At 45.0% G+C, this 24,875-nt stretch carries 16 protein-coding genes; all 16 read left to right on the top strand.

The window, feature by feature from the left end; genetic code table 11:
* Positions 1-18: 18 nt before the first annotated feature.
* Positions 19-2,124 (top strand): bifunctional aldolase/short-chain dehydrogenase, encoded by a 2,106-nt coding sequence (locus B4Q04_RS19950; protein ID WP_088697839.1) that lies wholly within the window; start codon positions 19-21, stop codon positions 2,122-2,124.
* Between the two features lie 40 nt (positions 2,125-2,164).
* Complete coding sequence (locus B4Q04_RS19945) at positions 2,165-3,535, top strand: FGGY-family carbohydrate kinase (RefSeq protein ID WP_088697847.1); 1,371 nt, start codon at positions 2,165-2,167, stop codon at positions 3,533-3,535.
* Positions 3,536-3,544: 9 nt separating this feature from the next.
* Complete coding sequence (locus B4Q04_RS19940; protein ID WP_013994493.1) at positions 3,545-4,699, top strand: alpha-hydroxy acid oxidase; 1,155 nt, start codon at positions 3,545-3,547, stop codon at positions 4,697-4,699.
* Positions 4,700-4,976: 277 nt separating this feature from the next.
* Positions 4,977-5,861 (top strand): AraC family transcriptional regulator, encoded by an 885-nt coding sequence (locus B4Q04_RS19935; RefSeq protein ID WP_013994492.1) that lies wholly within the window; start codon positions 4,977-4,979, stop codon positions 5,859-5,861.
* 120 nt (positions 5,862-5,981) lie between these two features.
* Positions 5,982-7,283 (top strand): GntP family permease, encoded by a 1,302-nt coding sequence (locus tag B4Q04_RS19930; RefSeq protein ID WP_088697838.1) that lies wholly within the window; start codon positions 5,982-5,984, stop codon positions 7,281-7,283.
* A gap of 135 nt (positions 7,284-7,418) precedes the next feature.
* Entirely contained in the window at positions 7,419-8,426 is a 1,008-nt protein-coding gene (locus B4Q04_RS19925; protein ID WP_088697837.1) for an L-rhamnose/proton symporter RhaT, read from the top strand.
* A 35-nt stretch (positions 8,427-8,461) separates the two neighbouring features.
* The gene (locus B4Q04_RS19920; RefSeq protein WP_013994489.1) at positions 8,462-9,628 is read left to right on the top strand and encodes a mandelate racemase/muconate lactonizing enzyme family protein; all 1,167 of its coding nucleotides are present in this window, start codon (positions 8,462-8,464) and stop codon (positions 9,626-9,628) included.
* Positions 9,603-11,054, top strand: coding sequence for an aldehyde dehydrogenase family protein (locus B4Q04_RS19915; RefSeq protein ID WP_088697836.1), 1,452 nt, complete (start codon positions 9,603-9,605; stop codon positions 11,052-11,054). Before B4Q04_RS19920 ends, B4Q04_RS19915 begins: the two co-directional genes overlap by 26 nt.
* A complete protein-coding gene (locus B4Q04_RS19910) occupies positions 11,051-12,004 on the top strand; it encodes a 2-dehydro-3-deoxygalactonokinase (protein ID WP_088697835.1) in 954 nt (317 codons plus the stop codon). The genes B4Q04_RS19915 and B4Q04_RS19910 overlap by 4 nt, the downstream gene beginning before the upstream one ends.
* Positions 11,994-12,641, top strand: coding sequence for a bifunctional 4-hydroxy-2-oxoglutarate aldolase/2-dehydro-3-deoxy-phosphogluconate aldolase (locus B4Q04_RS19905; RefSeq protein ID WP_013994486.1), 648 nt, complete (start codon positions 11,994-11,996; stop codon positions 12,639-12,641). Before B4Q04_RS19910 ends, B4Q04_RS19905 begins: the two co-directional genes overlap by 11 nt.
* A gap of 61 nt (positions 12,642-12,702) precedes the next feature.
* Positions 12,703-14,784, top strand: a complete 2,082-nt coding sequence (locus tag B4Q04_RS19900; RefSeq protein ID WP_201723426.1) for a DUF5696 domain-containing protein — start codon at positions 12,703-12,705, stop codon at positions 14,782-14,784.
* A gap of 41 nt (positions 14,785-14,825) precedes the next feature.
* A complete protein-coding gene (locus B4Q04_RS19895; protein ID WP_013994484.1) occupies positions 14,826-16,616 on the top strand; it encodes an arylsulfatase in 1,791 nt (596 codons plus the stop codon).
* Positions 16,617-16,931: 315 nt separating this feature from the next.
* Positions 16,932-19,016, top strand: a complete 2,085-nt coding sequence (locus B4Q04_RS19890; RefSeq protein WP_088697834.1) for a glycoside hydrolase family 127 protein — start codon at positions 16,932-16,934, stop codon at positions 19,014-19,016.
* A 39-nt stretch (positions 19,017-19,055) separates the two neighbouring features.
* Positions 19,056-20,636, top strand: coding sequence for an MFS transporter (locus B4Q04_RS19885; RefSeq protein WP_088697833.1), 1,581 nt, complete (start codon positions 19,056-19,058; stop codon positions 20,634-20,636).
* Between the two features lie 36 nt (positions 20,637-20,672).
* Positions 20,673-22,643 (top strand): glycoside hydrolase family 127 protein, encoded by a 1,971-nt coding sequence (locus B4Q04_RS19880; protein WP_088697832.1) that lies wholly within the window; start codon positions 20,673-20,675, stop codon positions 22,641-22,643.
* 181 nt (positions 22,644-22,824) lie between these two features.
* Positions 22,825-24,870, top strand: coding sequence for a glycoside hydrolase family 127 protein (locus B4Q04_RS19875; RefSeq protein WP_088697831.1), 2,046 nt, complete (start codon positions 22,825-22,827; stop codon positions 24,868-24,870).
* Positions 24,871-24,875 lie beyond the last annotated feature (5 nt).

The raw sequence follows: 24,875 nt of genomic DNA, 5'->3' as shown, positions 1-24,875 counted from the left end.
AAAAAAACATCATAAAAAATGAACGACTCGGTTAGGCAATTCAAATATGTAGATTATCTGTGGGACGATAAAACAGCGGCCCGATTGGGAGACGATCAAGTTGCGCTCTTCTTGTACCGTTCCAATATTCTTGGGGCTGACCTCAGGATTACCAATTATGGCGGAGGAAACACCAGCTGCAAGACCATAGAGAAAGACCCGCTCACCAATGAGGAAGTAGAGGTCATGTGGATCAAGGGTTCGGGAGGAGACATAGGCACCTTGACCAAGGCCGGAATTGCGGGCTTGTACACCGAGCGACTCAGAAACTTAAAAGACGTATACGGCGGCCTTGACGACGAAGACCGCATGGTAGGCCTTTTCAACCACTGCATCTACGACCTAGATAGCAAGGCCCCTTCCATTGACACGCCCTTGCACGGCTTGCTCCCCTTTAAACATATAGACCACTTGCACCCCGATGCCCTCATTGCAGTGGCTGCGGCAAAAGACAGTGAAAAAGTGACCAAAGAGATTTGGGGAGATACCATGGGCTGGGTTCCTTGGCAAAGGCCCGGTTTCGATCTAGGACTACAATTGGAAAAATGTCTTGCCGACAACCCCGGTATTCGAGGTATCGTTTTAGGAAGCCACGGTCTCTTCACTTGGGGCGATACGTCTTACGAATCGTACATGAACAGTTTGGAGGTCATTGAAATGGCTTCTGCATATATAGAGAAAAAAATACAGGAAAAAGGAAGTGTTTTTGGCGGGCAGAAAATAGGAAGCCTCCCCGAAAAAGAACGGGCCGAAAAAGCCGCCCAGCTCATGCCCTTGCTTCGTGGCCTATGCTCTTCGGAGAATAGGATGATCGGACATTTTAACGATAGCGAGGTCGTACTTGAGTTTATCAACAGCAATGACCTAGATCGTTTGGCCCCTATGGGCACTTCTTGTCCCGATCATTTTCTGAGGACAAAAATACAACCCTTGGTCCTTGACATTGACGCCAATGCCGATTTTACCGATACCGATGCCGTTCTTAGGCAACTAAAACCTGCCTTTGAGCAGTACAAGAAAGAATACGCCGATTATTACAACACCCATAAAAGGGCCAATAGCCCGGCCATGCGCGATGCCAGTCCGGTTATAATCATCTTACCCGGAGTGGGAATGTTCAGTTTTGCCAAGAACAAACAGACCACACGGGTGGCCAATGAATTTTACGTCAACGCCATAAATGTAATGCGGGGCGCAGAAGCCATAACATCATACACCTCGCTACCTCGACAAGAGGCTTTCGATATTGAATATTGGCTCTTGGAAGAAGCCAAACTACAGCGCATGCCCAAAGAAAAACCGCTATCGAGAAAAGTAGCCTTGGTCACGGGTGCCGGTGGCGGTATAGGCAAGGCCATTGCCGACAAACTTGCCGAAGAAGGCGCCAATGTAGTACTTACCGATATTGCGGAAGATCGCTTACAGGAAGCCCTTAAGACGTACGGTAGGGATACGGCCAGTTATGCCGTCTGCGATGTAACCAAATCCGACTCCATAGAAAATGCCTTTAAAAAAGCCTGCCTTGATTTCGGGGGCGTCGATATTGTGGTACACAGTGCCGGACTCGCCATTTCAAAACCCTTGGAGGAAACCACTGAAAAAGATTGGGACATCCTGCAGAACGTTTTGGTAAAAGGCCAGTTTGAACTCGCCCAAAAAGCGGTTGCCATTATGCGCAAACAAAACCTAGGTGGCGACTTTATAAGTATTGCCAGTAAAAACGGATTGGTTTCAGGGCCCAACAATGTAGCCTACGGCACTTCTAAGGCCGCTCAACAACACATGGCACGCCTCTTGGCCGCTGAGTTGGGCAGTGACCAAATACGTGTAAATACGGTTAACCCCGACGGGGTCATCGTAGGTAGTAAAATATGGGAAGGCGATTGGGCCGAAGGTCGGGCCAAAGCCTATGGAATTAGCGTGGAAGAACTCCCCGCTCATTATGCCAAAAGAAACCTGTTGAACCAAATTATTTATCCGGCCGACATCGCGAATGGGGTATTCGCCCTGGTCGCGGTCTTGAACAAAAGCACTGGAAACATCATCAATGTAGATGGTGGCATGGCCAATGCCTTTGTACGTTAAAAAAGGGGAAACAAAAAATTATTTAGTTTACGATAAAAGCATGAAAGAGGTTACCGCGGTATTCGATATTGGAAAAACGAACAAGAAGTTCTTTCTTTTTGACGACGATTTTCAAGAAGTATATAGGGAATATACCCGTTTCGATTTTATTGAAGACGAAGACGGGCACCCTACCGAAGACCTAAAAGCCCTACAAGAATGGTTAAAGGCGGTATTCGAGCGTATTTTGAAATCAAAAAAATACACCATTACCGCCATTAACTTCTCTACCTATGGGGCGAGCTTCGTCCATCTAGACGAAAACGGTGAAGTGTTGACGCCTTTATACAACTATACAAAACCTTATGACCCAAAGTTAATAGATGCATTCTATGCCAAATACGGTCCGGAAAATACATTCGCCCAAAGTACAGGTTCCTCCAATTCGGGAATGCTGAATTCGGGAATGCAACTGTATTGGCTCAAACATACCAAACCCAAGGTCTATGAAAAAATAGCGGTTTCTTTACACCTTCCCCAATATATCAGTTACATATTTACGGGAATCCCTTTGAGCGAGTACACCAGTATAGGTTGCCATACCGCCTTATGGGACTACAAAAAGAAAGATTACCACGAATGGGTCTATAAAGAAGGTATAAACACCAAATTACCGCCCATTGTTTCCACGGAAACTAGCATCAACATGAACTATAACGGTAAACGCATTAAAATCGGAGTGGGCATTCACGACAGTTCCGCAGCGCTTTTACCCTACGTTCGCAGTATTAAGAAAAAATTCATCTTAGTATCGACAGGGACATGGAGCATTGCCCTTAATCCATTTACCGAAACGCCCCTATCGGAAAACGATGTAGAAAAAGGCTGCATCAACTATATGCGTATTAACGGAAAACCGGTAAAGTCAAATCGTCTTTTCTTAGGAAACGAGTACCGGCTCCAAGTAGAGGAACTGACCAAAAAATTCAATGTAGCCAAAGACTACCATAAAAAAGTAATGTTCGATTATGACACCTTTTTCGACATCATAAAAGATTTTCAGTTTTCCTTTAAATGGTTCAGTATCGAACCTAAAAACATGCCAAGCCAAACGAACTATAGCTATGACAGGTTTGAACATGCCTACCACCATTTGATGATAGAATTGGTGCTATTACAAGTGGAGAGCATTAATATCGTGGCCGGCAAAGACACCATAGAAAGATTATATGTCGATGGGGGCTTTAGCGATAATGATATTTACATCAAACTCGTATCGCACTACCTTAGGAACATGGAGCTTCGAACAACGGATTCTTCCCTTGGTTCCGCCTTGGGTGCGGCAATAGCCATTTCCGACACCAAATTGAACTCAAAGTTCCTGAAAAAGAACTATTCCCTAAAAAAACACATTCCTTTTATCCTTAAATAAACAGAACCTATGGCCGCCAAAATCAATTCCGCCTATCCGTCCGTAGATGACCTAAGGACCAAGGCAAAAAAAAGGGTTCCCAAATTCGCTTTTGAATATTTGGATGGAGGTTGTAACGAAGACGTAAGTATTTCACGAAATACCTCCGACATTCGCAAAGTACAACTACAGCCCCGCTACCTCAGAAATTACGGCACAAGTTCTACCAAGACCAAGGTACTGGGCATGGAATTCGATGCGCCTTTTGGTATCGCACCTGTGGGACTTCAAGGGCTTATGTGGCCCAATTCACCTGAAATCTTGGCCAAAGCGGCATACGCACATAATATTCCCTTCATACTGAGTACCGTCACGACCATGAGTATTGAACGCGCCAGTGAAATAACCGAGGGAAAGGCCTGGTTTCAACTGTATAATCCGGTAGAAGACACACTACGTGACGACATCATCAAAAGGGCCGAAGCCGCGCAGTGCCCCGTTCTTGTATTGTTGTGCGATGTACCTACTTTTGGTTACCGTCCCCGCGACATTCGTAACGGATTGGCCCTCCCCCCCAAGATGTCGTTGACCAACATACTTCAAATTCTAGGCAAACCTACATGGGCCATGAACACCCTCAAGTACGGCCAACCTACATTTGAAACCTTAAAACCATATACTCCGGAAGGCTTAAACCTAAGACAGTTAGGACAGTTCATGGACAAGACCTTTTCCGGTCGGCTCAATGAAGAAAAAATTAAACCGATCCGCGATAAATGGAAGGGAAAACTGGTCTTAAAAGGGGTGGCTTCGGAACAAGACACCCAAGATGCCATACGCATGGGCTTTGATGGCATTATTTTATCCAATCATGGAGGCCGCCAACTCGATGCGGCCGAATCTACGATACACAGTCTTCACGATATCGCACCAAAATACGGTGATCAAATTGAGATCATGATGGACAGCGGTATGCGTTCAGGGCCAGATATTGCCCGCACCATGGCTTCCGGAGCCAAATTTACCTTTATGGGCCGATCCTTCATGTACGGTGTCGGTGCTTTAGGAAACGCTGGTGGCGACCATACCATCACCATGCTCAAAACCCAATTCAAACAAGTCATGGACCAATTGTGCTGTGAACGTGTCGAAGATCTGCCACAACATATTATAAAAAAGCTATAAGTACCAAATCGACGTTATCCGTTGTTAAACTGGGCCCCTCTTGCGAGGGGTTCTTTACTTTTACACCCTAGCCCTACAAAGCAATGGGCCAGAATGCGGACAAAAACATCACTACCCCCCAAGCCCACACTATTCTATCCTAAAATCATACATTTGATATTATTTAAGGTAATTTTGTATATTTATCGGAATTTTACTTTGTCAAAAAAAGGAATTTCGAAAATTTGACGGCCCGTTCGAGCTTTTCGAACTGGGGAATTAATCAAAGAAATAGACTATGAAGTTGACGTACAAACAGACTGAAAAACGACCTGAAAACTCTTTTTTAGCGAGGCAAGACCGACTGCCCTGTATAGAACAAAACTGGCATTTCCATAAAGAACTTGAGCTGATTTACTTTATAAAGAGCAGTGGCACCAGATATGTAGGCAATTCTATAGGAAGTTTTGGCCCCGGGGAACTCTATCTCATTGGAAGCAATGTCCCGCATTTGTTCAAAAACCATAAGGAATACTACCAAGACCAACAGGAAGCGGAAGCCGTCAACCTCATCGTAATCAAGTTTGAATCGAATTTTCTAGGCAGGGAGTTTTTAGAACTCACCGAATCACAAAAACTAAAAAGCCTATTCCAACTTGCCGACCGGGGCATAAAATTCTCAAAGGCAACGACCTACATGGTTCACAATCTGATTACGGGCCTCGTTGGTGACCAAGGCCTATCTAGTGTTGTAGGGCTTCTTAAGGTCCTCGACACCCTATCCATAAGTGAAAATTACAAAACGCTATGCTCAGAAGTCATAGCCAACACCTATAACAATAACGAAAAAGACCGCATGGGCAAGGTCATTACCTTTCTTACCGAAAACTTCGAAAAGAAAATAGAGCTCGAAAAAGTAGCTTCAATAGCACATATGACCCCCAATGCCTTTTGCCGTTACTTCAAAAAGCGCACCCGAAAATCGTTTACCCAGTACTTGAACGAAATACGATTAAGAAACGCCTGTAAACTTTTGATTGAGGGAGAAATGCAAATTTCTACCATTTGCTACCAATCGGGCTTCAATACCCTTACCAACTTCAACCGACAGTTCAAAGCCTTGATGAATATTACCCCAACAGAGTACATGCATAGGTACAACCAGAAAAAAGAAGCGGTATAGTTTTACCGGCATATTGTTATAATAGTGCCAATACGAGATAATTCACGTGTCTTCCCCCTAAGGGCTTTAGGTTATTTTTGAGCGTACGAAGAAGAAGCGACCTAACTTAAATACGAACGAGTGACCAGTTTATTGTTCTTACTTTTTTGCATCATCTTACTGATTGTTGCCGTTACCGTGTTTAAGGTGCACCCTATACCGGCCCTCTTGGTTTGCGGCCTTATTTTAGGATTGGCGACGGGGAGTTCGGTAGAAGTCGTTACCGAAAGTCTGCTCAGCGGTTTCGGAAATACCCTCAAGTGGATCGGACTGATCATTTTGTTCGGCACGCTATTAGGAGAAATTCTCGCACGTACAGGTGGGGCCGATGTAATCGCCAATAGTATCATTGGCCTTTTTGGCACCAAATACCTCCCCTTAAGTATGGCGGTTATTGGTTTTTTGATAGGTATCCCCGTTTTTATGGATGTCGCTTACCTGACCTTGCTGCCCACCATATTCGTTCTGTCGAAAAAATCGGGCCATTCGGTGCTTACACTGGGCCTATCATTGGCCATAAGCCTAACCGTTGCCCATGCTTTAATCCCCCCTACCCCAGGTCCGCTTGCCGTGGCCGCCATTCTTGAAATCAACATCGGTGAAATGATACCGATAAACATTGCCGTGGCCATAGCCGCCATTATCGGGGGCTTGGTATTTATACGGTTCAACAAGAAAAACCTTAGTCTTGATACCCTTTCACAAACCGAAGGGGAAGCCGCTCCGATTGCCATACTAAAAGGCCCTAAGCGGATCCTTCCGTTTGCAGCCTTATTGGTTCCCTTGTTCTTAATGTCCATAGGCACTATTTACCCCTTTGAAAACGAAATCATATCTTTCATTAAAAACCCTGTATGGGCCCTTCTTATAGGCGTTCTGTTTGCCCTTCCCTTATTACCAAGGAAAAACTTTTCTACCCTATTGAACACATATTTTCAATCATCGGGAGAGAAATCGGCCATTGTCATTCTTATTACCGGAACAGGAGGTGCCTTTGGCCAGGTCATAAAAGACACCGAAATTGTGGGCTCCATGTTTTCCGACATGGGGGATATTGCCGCCATGGGCATTGTCATCCCCTTTTTATTGAGCCTATTGTTCACCACGGTTACGGGTTCCATTACCGTTTCCCTTATAACCACGGCCTCCATTGTAGCGCCCTTGGTTTCCAACGGAACATTGCACCCCACCTTTACCGCAGCCGCTATCGGCGCAGGTTCCCTAGGCGTCATCCATGTAAACAGCAGCTTTTTCTGGCTGTTCAAGGAAGTCCACGACATTTCCGTTTCCCGATTGCTAAAATCGTTCAGCCTGTTATCGGGCGTAGTAGCCCTAAGTGGCGGATTATTGGTTCTGGCATTATATTATTTGAGTGAGTTATAACACGGATAAAATAATGTTATACTAAGGTAAAATTGGCCAATCTACCTGCTTCTTATTGATTTTTCTTTGTATCACTTAAAAGGTTTTAACCGTTCTACCTCACTTTTTATTTGTAAACTTCAAACAAAACCATACATGGACACCTATATTTTGGCTATCGTTTTAATCGTATTCGCGAGTTTTTTTCAAGGAACCTTCGGATTGGGCATGAAGCATATAGCCCCCCTTAAATGGGAAGCATGGTGGTTGGTTCACGCCTTTACGGCTATGATATTATTTCCAATACTTTGGGCTCTTATAGTCATACCTAACCTTTTTGAGATCATTTCGCAAACCGAGGGCAACACTTTGTTCTTGGCCGCATTTTATGGTTTTCTTTGGGGTATCGGCGGTATTCTCTTTGGCGTAAGTGTGGAAAAAACCGGTATATCCATAACATACGGTATTGTAATGGGCCTTGCCGCATCGGTGGGTTCGATCATTCCGCTTTTTCAGATTGAAGGCGCATTTGAACAGCCTTCCTTTCCCATAATCATGTTGGGCGTAGCCCTTCTTCTTGTGGGAGTGGCCATTACGGCAGTGGCCGGGGTACAACGGGACAAGCTCCACAGCAATTCCTCCACTACAAGTAAATCTATAAAACTGGGAGTACTGATCGCCGTTGCATCAGGGGTGCTTTCCGCATTTTTGAATATTGGTTTTTCCAATGCCGCACCGGTAGCCAGTGTTGCCGTAACCCAATATGGGGTAGATGCCCAAAATGCGAGCTTGGCCTCATGGGTCGTCGTGCTCTTAGGGGCCTTTGCGATGAACGGCGGGTATGCACTCTATCTATTTATCAAGAATAAATCGTGGAATGCCTATCGCGTGCCCAACAAGCGTAAAGCCCTTGGCTGGGCAATTTTAGCGGGCATTTTCTGGTTCGCCGCCCTAGGTGTATACGGACAAGGTGCCGCCCTAATGGGAAACCTGGGTCCCGTGGTAGGATGGCCGATTCTTTTGGGACTGGCCTTGATCATCAGCAATATTTGGGGCTATAGGGAAGGCGAATGGAAAAACGCGGACAGCCCCTTCAAAGTTTTATTGGGCGGTCTTACCGTTCTCATCGTTGCCATATGTATCTTAGGTTATGCCAACTATTAAACCAACCATTTCATTAACTATAAGCCTTTTAAATTATGAAAATTAAAAAGATAGAACCCTATGTCATCAGCCATAAACTAGACACGCCTTTCTATTTTTCGCAATGGCAGTACGACACTCGAAAAATATGTATCGTGAAGATTACCTTGGATGATGGCACCTATGGATGGGGAGAAGGCTACGGACCTGCTGCGGTCATTAAATCGGGAATTGATTTCTTTACCCCCTTCCTACTGGGAAAGGAAGCTATAGGACATGAGGTCTTGTGGCAGGAAATGTACAGAAGGTCTATGGATTACGCGAGAAGCGGTGTGCTTCAAGCCGCCATCAGTGCCATTGATGTAGCCTTGTGGGATATCAAGGGTAAATTATTGAATCTACCGGTATCCGTCCTTTTGGGCGGGGTTAAAAATCCGATCATAGAACCCTACGCTACGGGACTCTATTTTACCCGAACCGAAAACCTTGAAGAGCTATTGGTCGAAGAAGCACTATTGTATAAATCCCAAGGGTTCAAGGCCACGAAAATGAAAGTAGGCCTAGGCATAGAGCAAGACCTAAAATATATTGCCGCGATCCGCAAGGCCATTGGTCCCGATATGCGACTAATGATCGATTCCAACCACGCCTATTGCTATAAAGAAGCCATCGAACTGGCCAGAAAAGCCGAGAAATTTGATATTTCGTGGTTTGAAGAACCCGTATCACCCGAAGATTATGACGGCTATAAGCGATTAAGGCAAAATACGACCATACCCATATCGGGCGGCGAATGTGAATATTTAAAATATGGCTTTAAACGCCTTTTCGATAAAGATTGCGTAGACATTGCCCAACCCGACATCTGTGCCGCTGGCGGACTTACGGAAGTCAAGAAAATAGCAACCTTGGCCCAGACCTATAACGTTGACCTGGTACCACATACTTGGGGCACTTGGATCGCCATTAGTGCCGCCGTACACTTGGTCGCCAACCTAGATAAAAATCCAGGCCGAATGTACAACGATTTGCCCACCATGGAACTTGACAGAACCGAAAACGCCCTGCGCGACGAGGTCACGCTTCATAAGATCAAATTAGAAAACGGCCATTTGGAAGTACCATGCACTCCCGGTCTAGGCGTTGATGTCGATATGGATAAACTAGAACATTATTTAGATAAAGAAATACACAAAGATGGAGCAACTAAAATTCGGTCATAAAAAACTTTACATCGATGGAAAGCTTGTAGAAGCCTCTAACAATAAAACGTTTGAAGTCATCTGCCCTGCAGATGAGAGACCTACCGCTACAATTGCCTGGGCCAGTCGCGAAGACACCGAAAGGGCCCTTGAAAGTGCGCAAAGAGGATTCAAAACTTGGTCGGCCCTTCCCCTGAATGAACGTTTGGATTGGATCGACAAGCTCAGAAACAAAATTCTCGACAATAAAGACCGCCTCCGCGAAAGTATCATGTATGAAATGGGCAAGACCTGGGAAGGTACAGAAGAAGACCTCACCAGCATTACCGATTCACTGAAGTACTATTCGGAAGAAATCAAGAAACGTTCCGACATTCCTCTTGAGGATAAAGAGGGTACGCACGAACACCATTTTATATCACAGCCCCTAGGGGTCGCGGTCGCTTTTTTGGCATATAACTTTCCGCTACTAAATCTTGGATTCAAACTAGGCCCCGCCTTGGCCGCCGGTTCCAGCATCATTTTAAAACCCTCTGAATTCTCCCCCTTGTCCGCTTATATTATAGGTGAATTATGTGCTGAAATCAATTTCCCCGCAGGGGTAATAACCGTGCTTTGTGGCGATGTCAAGGAGGTTGGCATCCCCTTATGCGAGAGCACGATACCTAAACTCATCACGATGATAGGCTCTACCGAGACGGCACAGAAATTGATTGCACAAAGCGCCAAGACCTCGATCAAAAGATACAGTATGGAATGTGGCGGAAACGCCCCCTTCATCGTCTGTGAAGATGCCGACCTAGAACTGGCCATAAACATCGGGGCAGCCCTAAAAACCGGAAATAGCGGTCAAATATGCGTGGCACCTAACCGCTTTTTTGTTCACGAATCGCTTGTAGAGGACTTTACCGCGGGCATGGTAGAAAAATTTAGTGGCACCAAAGTAGGTTTTGGCCGGGAAAACCAGCCCGACATGGGCCCCTTGGCCAACAAGGCTTCGGTGAAAAAAGTACAGCATATCGTAAACAAAGCCATTGAACAAGGAGGCAAATTACGATATGGAGGAAAGGCTTTAGACGGCACGGGTTATTATTTTGAACCTACGGTAATTACTTTCGATAGCAACGAAGTCGAAGTGCTTCAGCATGAAATTTTTGGCCCTGTAGCACTAATTGTTCCATTTAAAACAAAAGAAGAGGTTATTGTTTTGGCCAATAATACCGATGCGGGACTAGCTTCTTATGTCTTTTCAAAAAATAACGAAACCCTTGATTTCTTCGCGAAGCGCCTAGAATTCGGGGAAGTACAACTGAACGGCGTAAAATACGACATATACCTACCCCATGGTGGGGTAAAGAATAGCGGTATAGGGGTTGACTGCTCTACTTACGCGCTAGATGACTATCTTGCGAAAAAAAGAGTAACCAAAGCCTTATTGCGCCAATGAAAATACCGAATACTTTTATTAGTTGTGATTGGGGTACCTCTAATTTCAGATTGCGCTTGATAAATACAGAAACCCTGGATGTCCTTTCCGAACATACTACAGATATGGGCATAAAGAAGTGTTTTCTACAATTCAAGTCTCAATCGGAACTCGGGCAAGACCAGTTTTTCGCGGCATACCTTAAAGAACAACTTAAAATATTGAACATACCCGAAGACGACGATTCACTGATCGTGGCTTCGGGTATGCTTTCATCCTCCATAGGCATGAAAGAGTTAAATTATGCGACCATACCTTTTTCCTTTGATGGAATGGATTTGCGAAGTGAACTCATCGCTTTTGATTCCATGCCCGATGTGCTGCTCGTGTCCGGTGTTTGCTCCGAAGCCGATGTTATGCGGGGGGAAGAAATCCAAGCCGTTGGTCTAGCTGAAGAACTCACCGTTCACAAATCGGGAACCCTATTGTTACCGGGTACCCACAGCAAGCATATCCGTTTTGAAAAGGGAAACTTTAAAGGTTTTACCACTTTTATGACCGGTGAACTATTTGAAATCATAAGCAAACATAGCATTTTATCGGCCTCGCTTGAACCGGCCCAGTGGAGCCCCGCTTACCAACACAGTTTTTTGAGCGGTGTTGAAAAAGGCCTTGCCAACCAATGCATGCCATCGTTATTCTCCATCAGGGCCAACACCTTGCTTAACGATAGCCCGGGCCATGATAATTACTTTTACCTATCGGGCCTTTTGATCGGTGCCGAGATAACAAATTTGCAACGCAGGGACGAAACCGTTTTTCTCGCTGCAAGCGGAATATACAATACCCTATACAAACTAGCCCTAGCCTCGTTCTTACCAACGGAAAAAATTATTTGTTTTGAAGAGCGGATACTAGAAAAAGCACTACTTAAAGGACAAAAAAAAATACTGGAGACCTATGCAGAATAATTCATTTTCTTGGAAAAAATACAATCAAAACCCCATCGTCGGCATTTTACGGGGCCTAACTACCGAAGAGGTTCTTAAGATCATCCCCCCATATGTAAGCAGCGGTTACTACACCATTGAAATAACCATGAACTCGCCCGAGGTCTCACAGACCATAGCTACTTTGGCCAAACAATACCCCGAGCTCAATGTAGGTGCCGGTACGGTTTGCAACATGAAAGATTTGACCGTAGCCTTGGAGGCGGGAGCTCAGTTTATCGTAACCCCTATTATCGACGAAGAGGTCATCAAACATTGTGTAGCCCATGATATCCCCATTTTTCCAGGGGCATATACACCCACCGAAATTTATAGGGCGTGGTCTTTGGGGGCTTCGGCGGTCAAAGTATTTCCGGCCACCCAATTGGGCACTCAATACATCAAAGACGTATTGGCCCCACTGAACGAAATAAAACTATTGCCTACGGGGGGCGTGTCAGTAGAAAACATAAAATCCTTCTTTGAAGCCGGAGCCGTTGGCGCCGGTTTGGCCAGTTCCCTTTTTGACAAAAAAATGATCCGTGAGGGTAATTACGCCGACCTTGAAAAGCACTTTTTAAAAATGAAAAATGAAATACGTGATTTTATAAAAGAATAAGCCTTTCACCGAAAGCCTATCGATTCTCAATTATAAAGTTCAACCCAAACCATTCGCAACGATGAAAAACAATAGCACAGTAGCTAAAAGCACCCTTGTACTCTTGGTTGTCACCTGTTTGACCGCATTCAAAGGCCTTGCCTTTGACTCCATTAGCCCAGACCCTATTGTTTTGGAGAACGGAAAATTGAATATCAACATCGATTCTAAAACAGGATGCTTTTCGGTTACCGAAAAAACTTCGGGCCACGTTTGGAAATCAGACCCATGGGAAAATGCGGCCGGTTTACTGACCCTGACCGATTCCAAAGGAAAAAAGCAGACCATCAATATTTCAAAGAGCAAAAAAATCGAGGTTTCCAAAACCGCAAAAAATACGGTATCCCTAAAATTTATCGAGCCGGTTTTTGAAGACGGCTCCGTTGCAAAAGGCGTCTCTATCGCTACGGAATTGAGGCTAGACCCCAACAATGCCCAATTAGACGTTGAAGTAACGGAACACCGTTCGGGCAATTTTACCCTCTACGACCTGCGTTATCCCGCCAGGGCCTTCAGTTTAAAAACCGATGAGGACAAAGGGGCGGCGGTAATCCCACAAAAGCAGGGCGTTATTTGTCCTTCATACATCTTTCCCATGAACGGGGGACGTTTTTGCAAATGGGACGACGCCACCTACAACAACAAATCGCAAGGTTCTTTAGAACTGTTCAACAACGGTACCGGACTCACCATGCCTTGGTGGGGTACCTATAATGAAAAATCGGCCGTTATGGGCATTGTAGATGTTTCGGCCCGTCCGCACATGCAATACAACATCAACAATAACGGACAATACCTTTTCAATGCCAAGGGAGTAATGTCTCCCTACCAGCGTATTGTATTTCTTGATCCCATTTGGAAATTGGACCAAGAAAAGGGAAAAATGAGAATGAGCTACCATTTTATTCCCGGAGGTGATTACGTTGACATGGCCAAAGTTTACCAAAAAGAGGCCAAGGCACGTGGCCACTTTGTTTCGCTCCAAGAAAAATTAAAGCGAAACCCAAACGTCAACAAACTTCCCGGCGCTATCTATTTCGGCATTTACGGAGGGTATCCGCATTACGTGAACATGCCCGGCATGGCCTTTACTTTCGACGAATTAAAAAACATCATAAAAACCATTCACGATGATTTAAGGGTAGACAAGGCCTTTGTTCATGCGTGGGGCACTTTTTCGAATTTCGTTCCTCACAACTACCCTATTAGCGAAGCCTTGGGAGGTCCTGAAAAATTGAAAGCTGCGGTAGATTTGGCTAAATCTTACGGGTATTTGTATTCGTCTTACCACGCCTATTCGCCCATGCTGGAGAACGACCCGAATTTCACAACGGACCTCATGCAACGCGATGCCGAAGGAAAACTGATGAATACCGGTAGCCGTTGGGCACGTGTTGACCCTAAATTCCAAAAAGGATTGGCCCAGAAAAATATTGAAAAGGAAATTTCATACTTGGGCCTAGAGGCAGATATAACCGATATTACCTTTGCCGCGTATCGTGAGAACGGAAAAGAAGGTCGTATTGAACTGGCCAAATACATCGATAGTTTCAACCTTGTCAACGGAACCGAGCACGGCCAAGAGCAATGGATCCCCTACTTTGATATGTTCGAAGGAATGACCTATTTGGAAGACCGCCCACTTTCGGTCATCTCACACCCTGCCCCGCTTTTCAATTTAGTGTACCATGAAGCGATTGCCAATTTCGGTAAGATCCAAGACCCCGATAATGAGGTTACCGCTAACGGTGATTTTAGAATCAAAGCCTTGAGAAGCATGTTATTTGGCAGGGGCACAACAATCTTCTTTGCTCCCTATGAATTTGAAGGCATGCGCCCCATGATAGAAATGGCAAGGGACTTAGTAAGTCCGGTTCACAAAGAAACCTTTTATTCAGAGTTAAAAAGCCATGAATACCTCAGCGCCGATTACAAGGTACAACGAAGCCGTTTTTCCAGCGGAACCGAAGTCATTGCAAATTTAGGTCCCGTAGCCCAAAAAATCGAAGGAGGCATTAGCATTCCTGGCTACGGCTATCGAATACAAATGAAGGATGGCAGTCTTAAAACCGGTCATTTCCAAGTGAGTTTACATATGGATTAACAGACGTATTCTCCAGAATACAATCAAAACAAGTGGTCATTATGAAATATACTGCAACGCAATTTAAATCAAACACTAAGAAAAACAGGTTCAACAGTATTTTCGTCGTCCCCCTTCTTTGTTTACTTCTCTGCAGTACTACTTACCTTTGGGCACAAGATCGCCCCAATGTATTGATCATGCTCACCGACGACCAAGGTTATGGCGACCTAGGTTCTCACGGCAACCCTTATTTAAAAACGCCTAACATTGAAAAGATAGGAAAAGAAGGACTCGAAATGACACATTTCTTCTCCTATCCCAACTGTTCCGCTACCCGTGCCGCCATATTAACCGGAAGGTATCCTTATCGGACCGGGGTTACCGGAGTGACACAAGTAGACCATTTGATGAACACTTCGGAAGAAACCCTCGCGGAAATTTTGTCCAAAAACGGCTATCGCACTGGAATTTTCGGCAAGTGGCACTTAGGCGACAATGCTCCCATGCGCCCTACCGACCAAGGGTTTCAGGAAGCCTTGGTCCATAAAGGCGGAGGAATTGGGCAGGCAGCCGGCCCCGCGGGCAACACCTATTTCGACCCCATTCTTGAACACAACAATGAATCAAAAAAATACGAAGGCTATTGCGATGATATATTTACCGATGCGGCCTTGGATTTTATAAGCACTAAAAGCGAAAAACCATTTTTCACCTATTTGGCCACCAACTTGCCGCATTTTCCGTTGGAAGTGCCCGATGAAAAAGCCGAACCATACAGAAAATTGGGTTTGCATGAAGATAATGCCCGAACCTACGGTATGATCGACAATATCGATGCCAATGTGGGCCGCGTATTAAAGCGGTTAAAAGATTTGGGTATTGCCGACAATACCCTTGTTATATTTCTATCGGACAACGGCCCTAGGCACAGACGTACTAAAAATGACGTTTACCCAGGCAGATGGGTATCGAACTTAAGGGGCACCAAAACCAGTGTGTACGAATGCGGTATTCGCGTTCCCTTCTTTGTGAAGTGGCCCACGCAATTGAAAAAAGGACAAAAAAGCAGTACCATGGGAGCGGTAATCGATATACTACCGACCATTTTGGATGTTTGTGACATTAAAGCCCCGAAAGAAGTTAAACTAGACGGCCGCTCATTGTTGCCATTGTGGCAGGGTAGACCTATCGATTTTAACGATAGGGAATTTATAACTCAAATGCACTACGGCCCCACAGTTTTCAAATACATGCATTTTGCCGTTAGAACCCAAAAATATAAACTGGTAAGTCCGCATGACGACCCCCACCATATCCTCTACCAACCTAAAGACGAAGAATTAAAAGAAGTACTTGCCAACCTCGAACTGTACGATGTTGAGAAAGACCCCAGCGAGCGTATTAATTTAGCGAAAGACCACCCGGAAATCGTAGAAGACCTTCTCGCCCGCTATGAAAATTGGTTCGACGAGGTTACCGAGGAAAGGGACGCCAAAGGCATTCAGCGCATCTATCTCGGTAGTGAGCGGCAACCCGAGGTAAACCTCTCCCAATTTGATTGGGGCGGCCCTAGGGTTTTATCAAAAAACGACCTCGGCTATTGGCGTGTAAAAACGGAAGCCGGCACTTATAAGATTCGGCTAAGCCTTCCCCCGTCGAAAGTGGACGGGGTTGCCCATCTAAAGTACAAAGACGTACATCTCACCCTTCCCATAAAGAAAGACCAAAAGACCATAACTTTTAACGATGTAGAACTTCCTGAAGGAAGGGGTAATTTTCATGCCTATCTAAAGTTCGAACGGCTCGCTACAGGTCCTGTTTTTGTGGATGTTGAGCGATTGGACCTATAATCGCCCCCATTTCAAGGGCATTGTAAACAAGTCTGTTTCACCCCAACAATCCACACTCAAGTAACATATTCCATTCCTTAATTTAACAATTTGGGGTAAAATAGTGCCTTAACTAGATAAAATCTACAAATTACCTCCATTACAATTATGTTTTATTTGTAGGCTACATTGCTTTGCCGTACGCGGTAATTTGCAAGGTAATTAGTTCATATCCTCCTTGGCCGACAACCTTTGACGATATAATACACCAAACCGTAGCTATAAACAAGCTTGTTTTCCTATCGGGAAAATCTAGTACTATTTAAGAAACTGACTATGAAAAAATTAACCCTTTCGCTCTGCACGCTGCTCGCTGTACTTTCATGTAAACAAAACACGACAAATCCGGACGCCTTAAAACACGAAAAACCGGCTTCAAAAGACTATGCGGCCCATTTAGATTCCGGAAGTGGAATTATCAACAATACCAACAGTCCACATGTCAAATTAAAAAGTATCGATATCGGAGACTGCAGGTGGACCGAAGGCTTTTGGGCCGAAAAGTGGAAAGTTGCCGAAGAAACCATGATACCCCATATGGGCGAGATTCTAAAAGGCGATATTGGCCATGGTTACAATAACTTTAAAATTGCGGCAGGACTCAAAGAAGGCGAGCACAAAGGCTTTTGGTGGCATGATGGGGACTTCTATAAATGGATGGAAGCCAAAATGTACCTTTACGGTGTAAATAAAGACGAAAAAATTGTTGAGGAAATAGATGAGATCATAAGCGTTATCGCACAAGCCCAGCAAGACGATGGATACTTATCCACACCCGCCATCATTAGAGATGATATAGAGCCCTTTACGAATAGAAAATATCACGAACTGTACAACAGTGGCCACTTGCTTACCAGTGCATGTATTCATTACCGCCTGACCGGGAAAACCAATTTTCTTGATATTGCCGTAAAACATGCCGATTATCTGTACAAACTCTTTTCCCCGAAACCCGACCACCTTAAACGTTTTGGTTTCAATCAGACCCAGATTATGGGACTGGTAGAACTATACCGTACGACCAAAGACAAGCGTTACCTAGAGTTGGCGGAGCAATTTATAAACATGCGCGGTACCTATAAAATTGAGGATGACGAGACCACGGTGGGCTATCCTATTGGCGACATGGTACAAGAGCGCGTTCCGCTTCGAGAGGAGACCGAAGCCGTAGGACATGCCGTACTGGCCTTGTATTATTATGCCGGTGCTGCCGATGTATATGCCGAAACCGGGGAAAAGGCACTGATCGATGCCCTAGAGCGATTATGGGACAACGTAACGAACAAAAAAATGTACATTACCGGGGCTATCGGCCAAACCCATTATGGAAGATCTTCCCGTCTCGATAAAATTGAAGAAGGTTTTATCGATGAATACATGATGCCCAACATGACGGCCTATAACGAAACCTGCGCCAATATCTGTAATTCCATGTTTAATTACCGAATGCTCACCCTAACGGGCGATGCCAAACATGGCGATATTATGGAGCTTGTACTGCACAACAGTGGGCTCTCGGGCATCAGCCTTGATGGCAAGAACTACTATTACTCCAATCCGCTTCGGAAAATTGACGGGGCCTTGGATTATGAAAAAATGAACGTTGAATTCCCCGAAAGACAACCCTACCTTAAATGTTTCTGCTGTCCTCCAAACCTAGTGCGTACCATTGCCAAATCGCCGGGATGGGCCTATAGCAAATCAGAAAACGGAATTGCCGTCAACCTTTATGGAGGCAACGAATTAAAAACGACACTTTTAGACGGCTCTCCCCTTAAACTGACCCAAAAAACCGATTACCCATGGGACGGCGCCGTAAAAATTACCGTTGACGAATGTAAAGCCGAGGCTTTTGAGGTTCTCCTTCGTATACCTAGTTGGGCAAAGGGTACCCAAATTAAAGTGAACGGTATAAAGGTAGCCAAGGCGCAACCCGGTACGTTCGCCAAAATAGAAAGACAATGGGCCGAGGGGGATGAAATCACTATTGATATGCCCATGGAGACCAAGTTCATAGAAGGGCACCCGCGCATCGAGGAAGTCCGTAATCAAGTTGCCTTGAAACGAGGACCTGTAGTGTACTGCATTGAATCGGCCGACCTACCCGAAAAAACCGATATCACCAATGTTTACCTCTCCTCGAAAAAACAACTTACCCCTACCTTTAGACCCGATTTTCTAGGAGGTATAACTACCCTTGAGGGCAATGTTCTTATCCGTAAGGACAAAATCGGTCAAATGTACCAAGAAGTCAGTGCTCCCGAATTCAAATCTTTTAAAACCAATTTTATACCTTACTATGCTTGGAGCAATAGAGGCCAAGGTGAAATGACGGTTTTCTTACCGGTAATCTGGGATTAAGACCGCCCCTGCTTGGCCATAACTTAACTTAAACAATTTATGGGTTCTTATAAAAGGAATGCTTTTACGTATGCAACCATTGTGGCAATGGGTGGTTTTGTCTTCGGGCTGGATGCCGCTTTAATATCGGGGACGGTAAAGTTTATTACACAGGAATTCTCACTTACCGACCTAGAACTTGGGTCGGTTGTGGGGGCTCCTGCCATGGGGGTGCTTTTGGCCCTAGTCTTTGTAGGACACGCCTGTAATAAATATGGACGAAGAACCACCCTGATGATTGCTGCCACCCTTTATCTTATTTCAGCGGCCTGTTCCTCTTTGGCACCTACATACTCGACCCTTATCGCTGCACGCTTCTTGGGCGGACTCGCTTTTAGTTCAATTTCATTGGCATCAATGTATATCGGTGAAATAGCACCTCCCAAATGGCGGGGTAAATTGGTATCGATGACCCAGATCAACATCGTTGTGGGCTTATCGGCCGCCTATTTCATCAATTATATGATCCTTGGCCTTGCAGATTCCGATGCCCATTGGGTAGCTGCCCTAGGGATTAACGAATACACTTGGCGGTGGATGTTGGCAACCGAAGTGATTTTTGCCCTCTTGTGGTTCGTTCTTTTGTTTTTCATTCCTCGATCCCCGGCTTGGTTACTCTATCAAGGGAGGGAAGAAGAAGCAAAACAAATGCTTCTGAAAGTTACACCAGAAACTGAGATTGCCCAGAAAATTCAAGAAATGCGGTACAGTATCGAAAATAGCAACCAAGATCGTTCTATGCTTACGCAATTGAAAGAAATTTTTGCAAAGCCGATGCGGGTGACCATGATTATTGCCATGACCATTGCGATAGCACAACAGGCCACCGGCATCAACGCCATTCTTTTCTATGCCCCTACCGTATTCGAACAGTTGGGCATCGGAACCGATGCCGCTTTTGCACAGGCCATTTATATAGGCCTGACCAGTATCATCTTTACTGTTTTAGGCCTACTTTTAGTAGACAGAATGGGCCGAAGACCCATGATCATATGGGGGATGTTATGGATCGTGCTGAGTCTTGGCGTTTGTTATTACGGATTTAATACCGCCAATTACACCATAACCGAAAGTGCTATTACCGAAATGTCTTCCATACCCAATGCAGAAAGATTGACCCCCCTGATCGATGTGCCCTTTGATAACGACATCAGTTTTAAGTCGGCCCTGATCGAGACCTTGGGGGAAAAGGACGCCAGAAATTACTCCGGTCTACTGCTACAAAAAGCGGCAGATATAAACGCCCTTCTTATTTTGTTGGGCATACTCAGTTTTATCGGGGCCTTTCATTTTTCGGTAGGACCGGTAATGTGGGTCTTGTTTTCCGAGATTTTCCCCATTTCGCTCAGAGGTATCGCCATTCCGTTTTTCACCTTGATCACGAGTTTTGTGAGTTACCTGGTACAGAAATTTTTCCCTTGGCAATTGGCGACCATGGGCATAAGCTTAACATTATTGTTCTATGCCATTATAGTGACCATCGGGATGGTAATCCTGTATTTCTATTTAAAGGAAACCAAAAACATGTCCATTGAAGAAGTGCAACTGGCCTTGGCCCCTAAACCAAAACCACAGCCTTAGATATCGAACTTATAATATCAAACATTTTTTACCTTGATGAAACAAGCCACCCCTGCCAATAGGAACAGTCCGTATACCCAACTAAAAAGCTTGAACATCGGCGATTGCCAGTGGACCTCTGGTTTTTGGGCCGATAAATTCCAACTTTGTACCAATGCCATGGTCCCTTACATGGGCGATGTACTGTGTGGGGATGTAGGCCATGCCCTTAACAATTTTAAAATAGCGGCCGGTGAAAAGGAAGGGGAACACCAAGGCATGTTTTGGCATGATGGTGATTTCTACAAATTCATGGAAGCCAAAACCTACGTTTACGCCCATACCAAGGATAAAGCATTATTAAAGGAATTGGACGAATACATAGACATCATCGCCAAAGCCCAAGAAAACGACGGATACCTTCAGACCCAAGTACAGCTTCGGAAAGACGTAGACCGTTACGAAAACCGAAAGTACCACGAAATGTACAATACCGGGCATTTGCTTATCAGCGCCTGCATTCACCACAGGGTTACCGGGCAAGGTAATTTCCTCGATATCGCCATCAAGCATGCCGATTTACTGTACACCATTTTTATGCCCGACACCAAACATTACGGCCGCTTCGGCTTCAATCAGACCCAAATAATGGGCTTGGTAGAACTGTACCGTACGGTGGGCGACAAAAAGTATTTGGCCTTGGCCGAAAAGTTCATCGATAACCGCGGAAAATACGAAGTAAAACACCACCCGACCACCGAGGGATATCCTATTGGCGATATGGTACAGGAGCGTACGCCTTTACGTGAATCGCATGAAGCCGTAGGCCATGCCGTGCTTGCTTTATACTATTACGCCGGTGCTGCCGACGTCTATGCCGAAACAGGAGAAAAGGCCCTCATTGACGCCTTGGACCGCTTATGGAAAAATGTGACGACCAAAAAAATGTACGTAACCGGTGCCGTGGGCCAGGCCCATTATGGGGCTTCGGTAAATCGCGATATGATCGAAGAGGGCTTTATCGATGCCTATATGATGCCCAATATGACCGCCTATAACGAAACCTGCGCCAATTTATGTAACGCCATGTTCAGCTATCGCATGCTGAACCTGAAGGCCGAGGCCAAATATGCCGATATCGTTGAATTGGTGCTCTACAATAGTGCCCTCTCCGGTATCAGCGTAAGCGGGAAGGAATACTTTTACGCGAATCCGTTACGGATGCTCAACAATACCAGAGACTACAACGCACATGAAAATGTCACCGAGACCCCCAACAGGGAACCGTATCTAAGCTGTTTCTGCTGCCCTCCAAATTTAGTCCGCACCATTGCTACCGTTTCGGAATGGGCCTATAGCCTTTCGGAAAACGGAATAAGCGTTAACCTCTACGGGGCCAATCATCTAGACACGCGTCTACTAGATGATTCCCCTATTAAGGTTTCCCAAGAAACGGCATATCCTTGGGAAGGAAGGGTGAAATTGAATATTGAAGAGTGTAAAACGGAAGCTTTCTCCATTAGTTTACGTATTCCGAAATGGGCCAAGAATTCAAAACTCACACTGAACGGTGAAGAATTGACCATGCTTTTAGAACCCGGAAGCTTTGCCCATATTGAACGCAATTGGAAAAAAGGCGATGTGCTCATTCTTGATATGCCCATGGAAGCTGAATTTATAGAAGGCCATCCTAGAATTGAGGAAGTACGTAACCAAATAGCCATAAAACGGGGACCTATAGTCTACTGTATAGAGTCTCCCGACCTACCTAAGGATACCGACATTCTAGATGTTTATTTCAATGGGAACAAAAAACTTGAACCCACTTATCGACCCGATTTTTTAGGGGGGATCACTACGCTGGATGGAGAAATTTTTATTCGAAAAGACAAGGGTGATGGCATCTACAGACCGGTTCAAAAACCGGAATGGATGCCCTATAAAACCCAACTTGTACCCTATTACGCATGGAGTAATCGCGGCCAAGCGGAAATGACCGTATTTATGCCTGTAATTTGGAACGATTAGATAACAAAACTAAAAAATTAAAAAAACAGACCAGACCATACCAAAAAGATAGAATAGTGCCAATGGCAGTTAATCCACGCAGAAGGAAAGACTCCTTTTAGTGCTTTATTTGTAAGGTTCCGGTACCGATACACCGGCCTTATCAACTTAAATAAAACACTCATCTTTTTAAGACTCAACTATGAAAAGAACAATTGCACTTGCCAGCACCCTATTATTATCCATTTGCAGCTTTGCGCAAGAACACGGGGTATTAAACAACGCCAAAACCCCTCATATGAACCTAAAGACCATAGATATCGACGACTGTCGATGGACAGACGGTTTCTGGGCCGAAAAACTAAAGCAGGCGCACGAGGTTATGATCCCAAACTTAGGCCGATTGATGGACGACCCCGAAATCATTCATGCCTACTCCAATTTTAAAGTAGCCGCCGGTTTAGAGGAAGGCGAATTCAGGGGGTGGTCTTTTACCGATGGGGACTTTTACAAGTATGTTGAGGCCTTGGCCTACGAATACGCGATGACCAAAGACGAAAAGATCAACCAACAGATGGACGAGATTATCGCGGTAATTGCCAAAGCACAGCGCCCTGACGGCTATATCCACACAAAAATTCAAATAGGCCATGGTATTGCCGGTTTTCTGCACGAGTCGGCACATCCTTTTAAAAGTGATGAAAAACCCTATACCAATGGTCCTTCACACGAATTCTACAACTTTGGCCATCTGATGACGGCCGCTTGCGTACACTATAGAATTACAGGGAAAAAGAACTTTCTCGATATCGCAATCAAGGCAAGCGACAATATTTACGACCACTTTAAAGAACCTTCTCCAGAACTTGCACGTATTGACTGGAACCCGCCCCACTACATGGGCCTTATTGAGATGTACCGTACCACGGGCGACAAGAAATACCTTGAGCTCACGGAAACATTTGTAGATATGTTGGGTACGGCGCCAAAAGATCGCCTAGACCACCGTGGCATGGATCATAGCCAAAGGGGAACCGCAATAAGGGAAGAATCGAAAGCCGTTGGCCATGCAGGTCACGCTAATTACCTCTATGCCGGTGTTGCCGATCTATATGCCGAAACCGGAGACCAGGCCCTAAAGGAGGCCCTAGAACGTATCTGGACCAACGTAAGCACCCAAAAGATGTACATAACGGGAGCTACAGGCCCGCATCACTTCGGGATTTCAAATCATGCCATTGTTGCCGAGGCCTATGGGCAAGACTATGAGTTACCCAATATCAAAGCCTACAATGAAACCTGTGCCAATATAGGAAACGCCATGTGGAACTGGCGTATGTTCTTGATGAATGGCGAAGGACGTTTTGCCGATATCATGGAACTCATTTTTTACAACAGCGCCATTTCAGGAATCTCTTTGGACGGTGAGCATTTCTTTTACACCAACCCCTTACGTTTTATTGAGGGGCATCCCCAAAATACCAAAGACGAAGGCAAACGCGGGGAATTTATGTCGGTTTTCTGCTGCCCTCCCAACATCATACGCACCATCGCCAAAATGCACACCTATGCCTATAGCACTTCGGAAAAAGGCATCTGGGTAAACCTATACGGAAGCAATGTCCTTGATACCGATTTAGCCGATGGCAGTAACATCAAACTAACACAAGAAAGCAATTATCCTTGGGACGGAAACATCAAAATCACCATTGATTCCAAAAAGAAAAAAGAATATGCCCTCATGCTACGAATTCCCGCTTGGGCCGAGGGTGCCAATATAAAAGTAAACGGAGAGAAGCAAGACCAATCACCAAAAGCAGGGTCCTACGCAGAAGTCAACCGCAAATGGAAAAAAGGCGATGTGGTCGAGCTGGAACTACCAATGGCCCCTCGTCTGATTACCGCCGACCCGAACGTTGAAGAAACACGAAACCAAGTAGCGGTAAAACGAGGCCCTATTGTGTATTGTTTGGAAAGTAAAGACTTAGCGGCAGGTAGCAATATCAAGGATATCGTGCTTCCTTCAGATATAAAGCTTCAACCAAAATACGAAGCCGATCTTTTGTCCGGCGTCACAGTCTTGGAAGGCGAAGCCAAAATATTACCAAATGAAGATTGGTCAAAGCAATTATACAAGCCATTGGTAAAAACCGAACTTAAGAAAACCCCAATTAAAATGATACCCTATTTTGCTTGGGCAAATAGAGGTGTCAATGATATGTCCGTTTGGTTGCCTTTACAATATTGATTCAA

This window comes from Zobellia sp. OII3, assembly GCF_002211465.1.
Taxonomy (GTDB): Bacteria; Bacteroidota; Bacteroidia; order Flavobacteriales; family Flavobacteriaceae; genus Zobellia; species Zobellia galactanivorans.
This window is presented reverse-complemented; position numbering and strand designations above follow the sequence as displayed.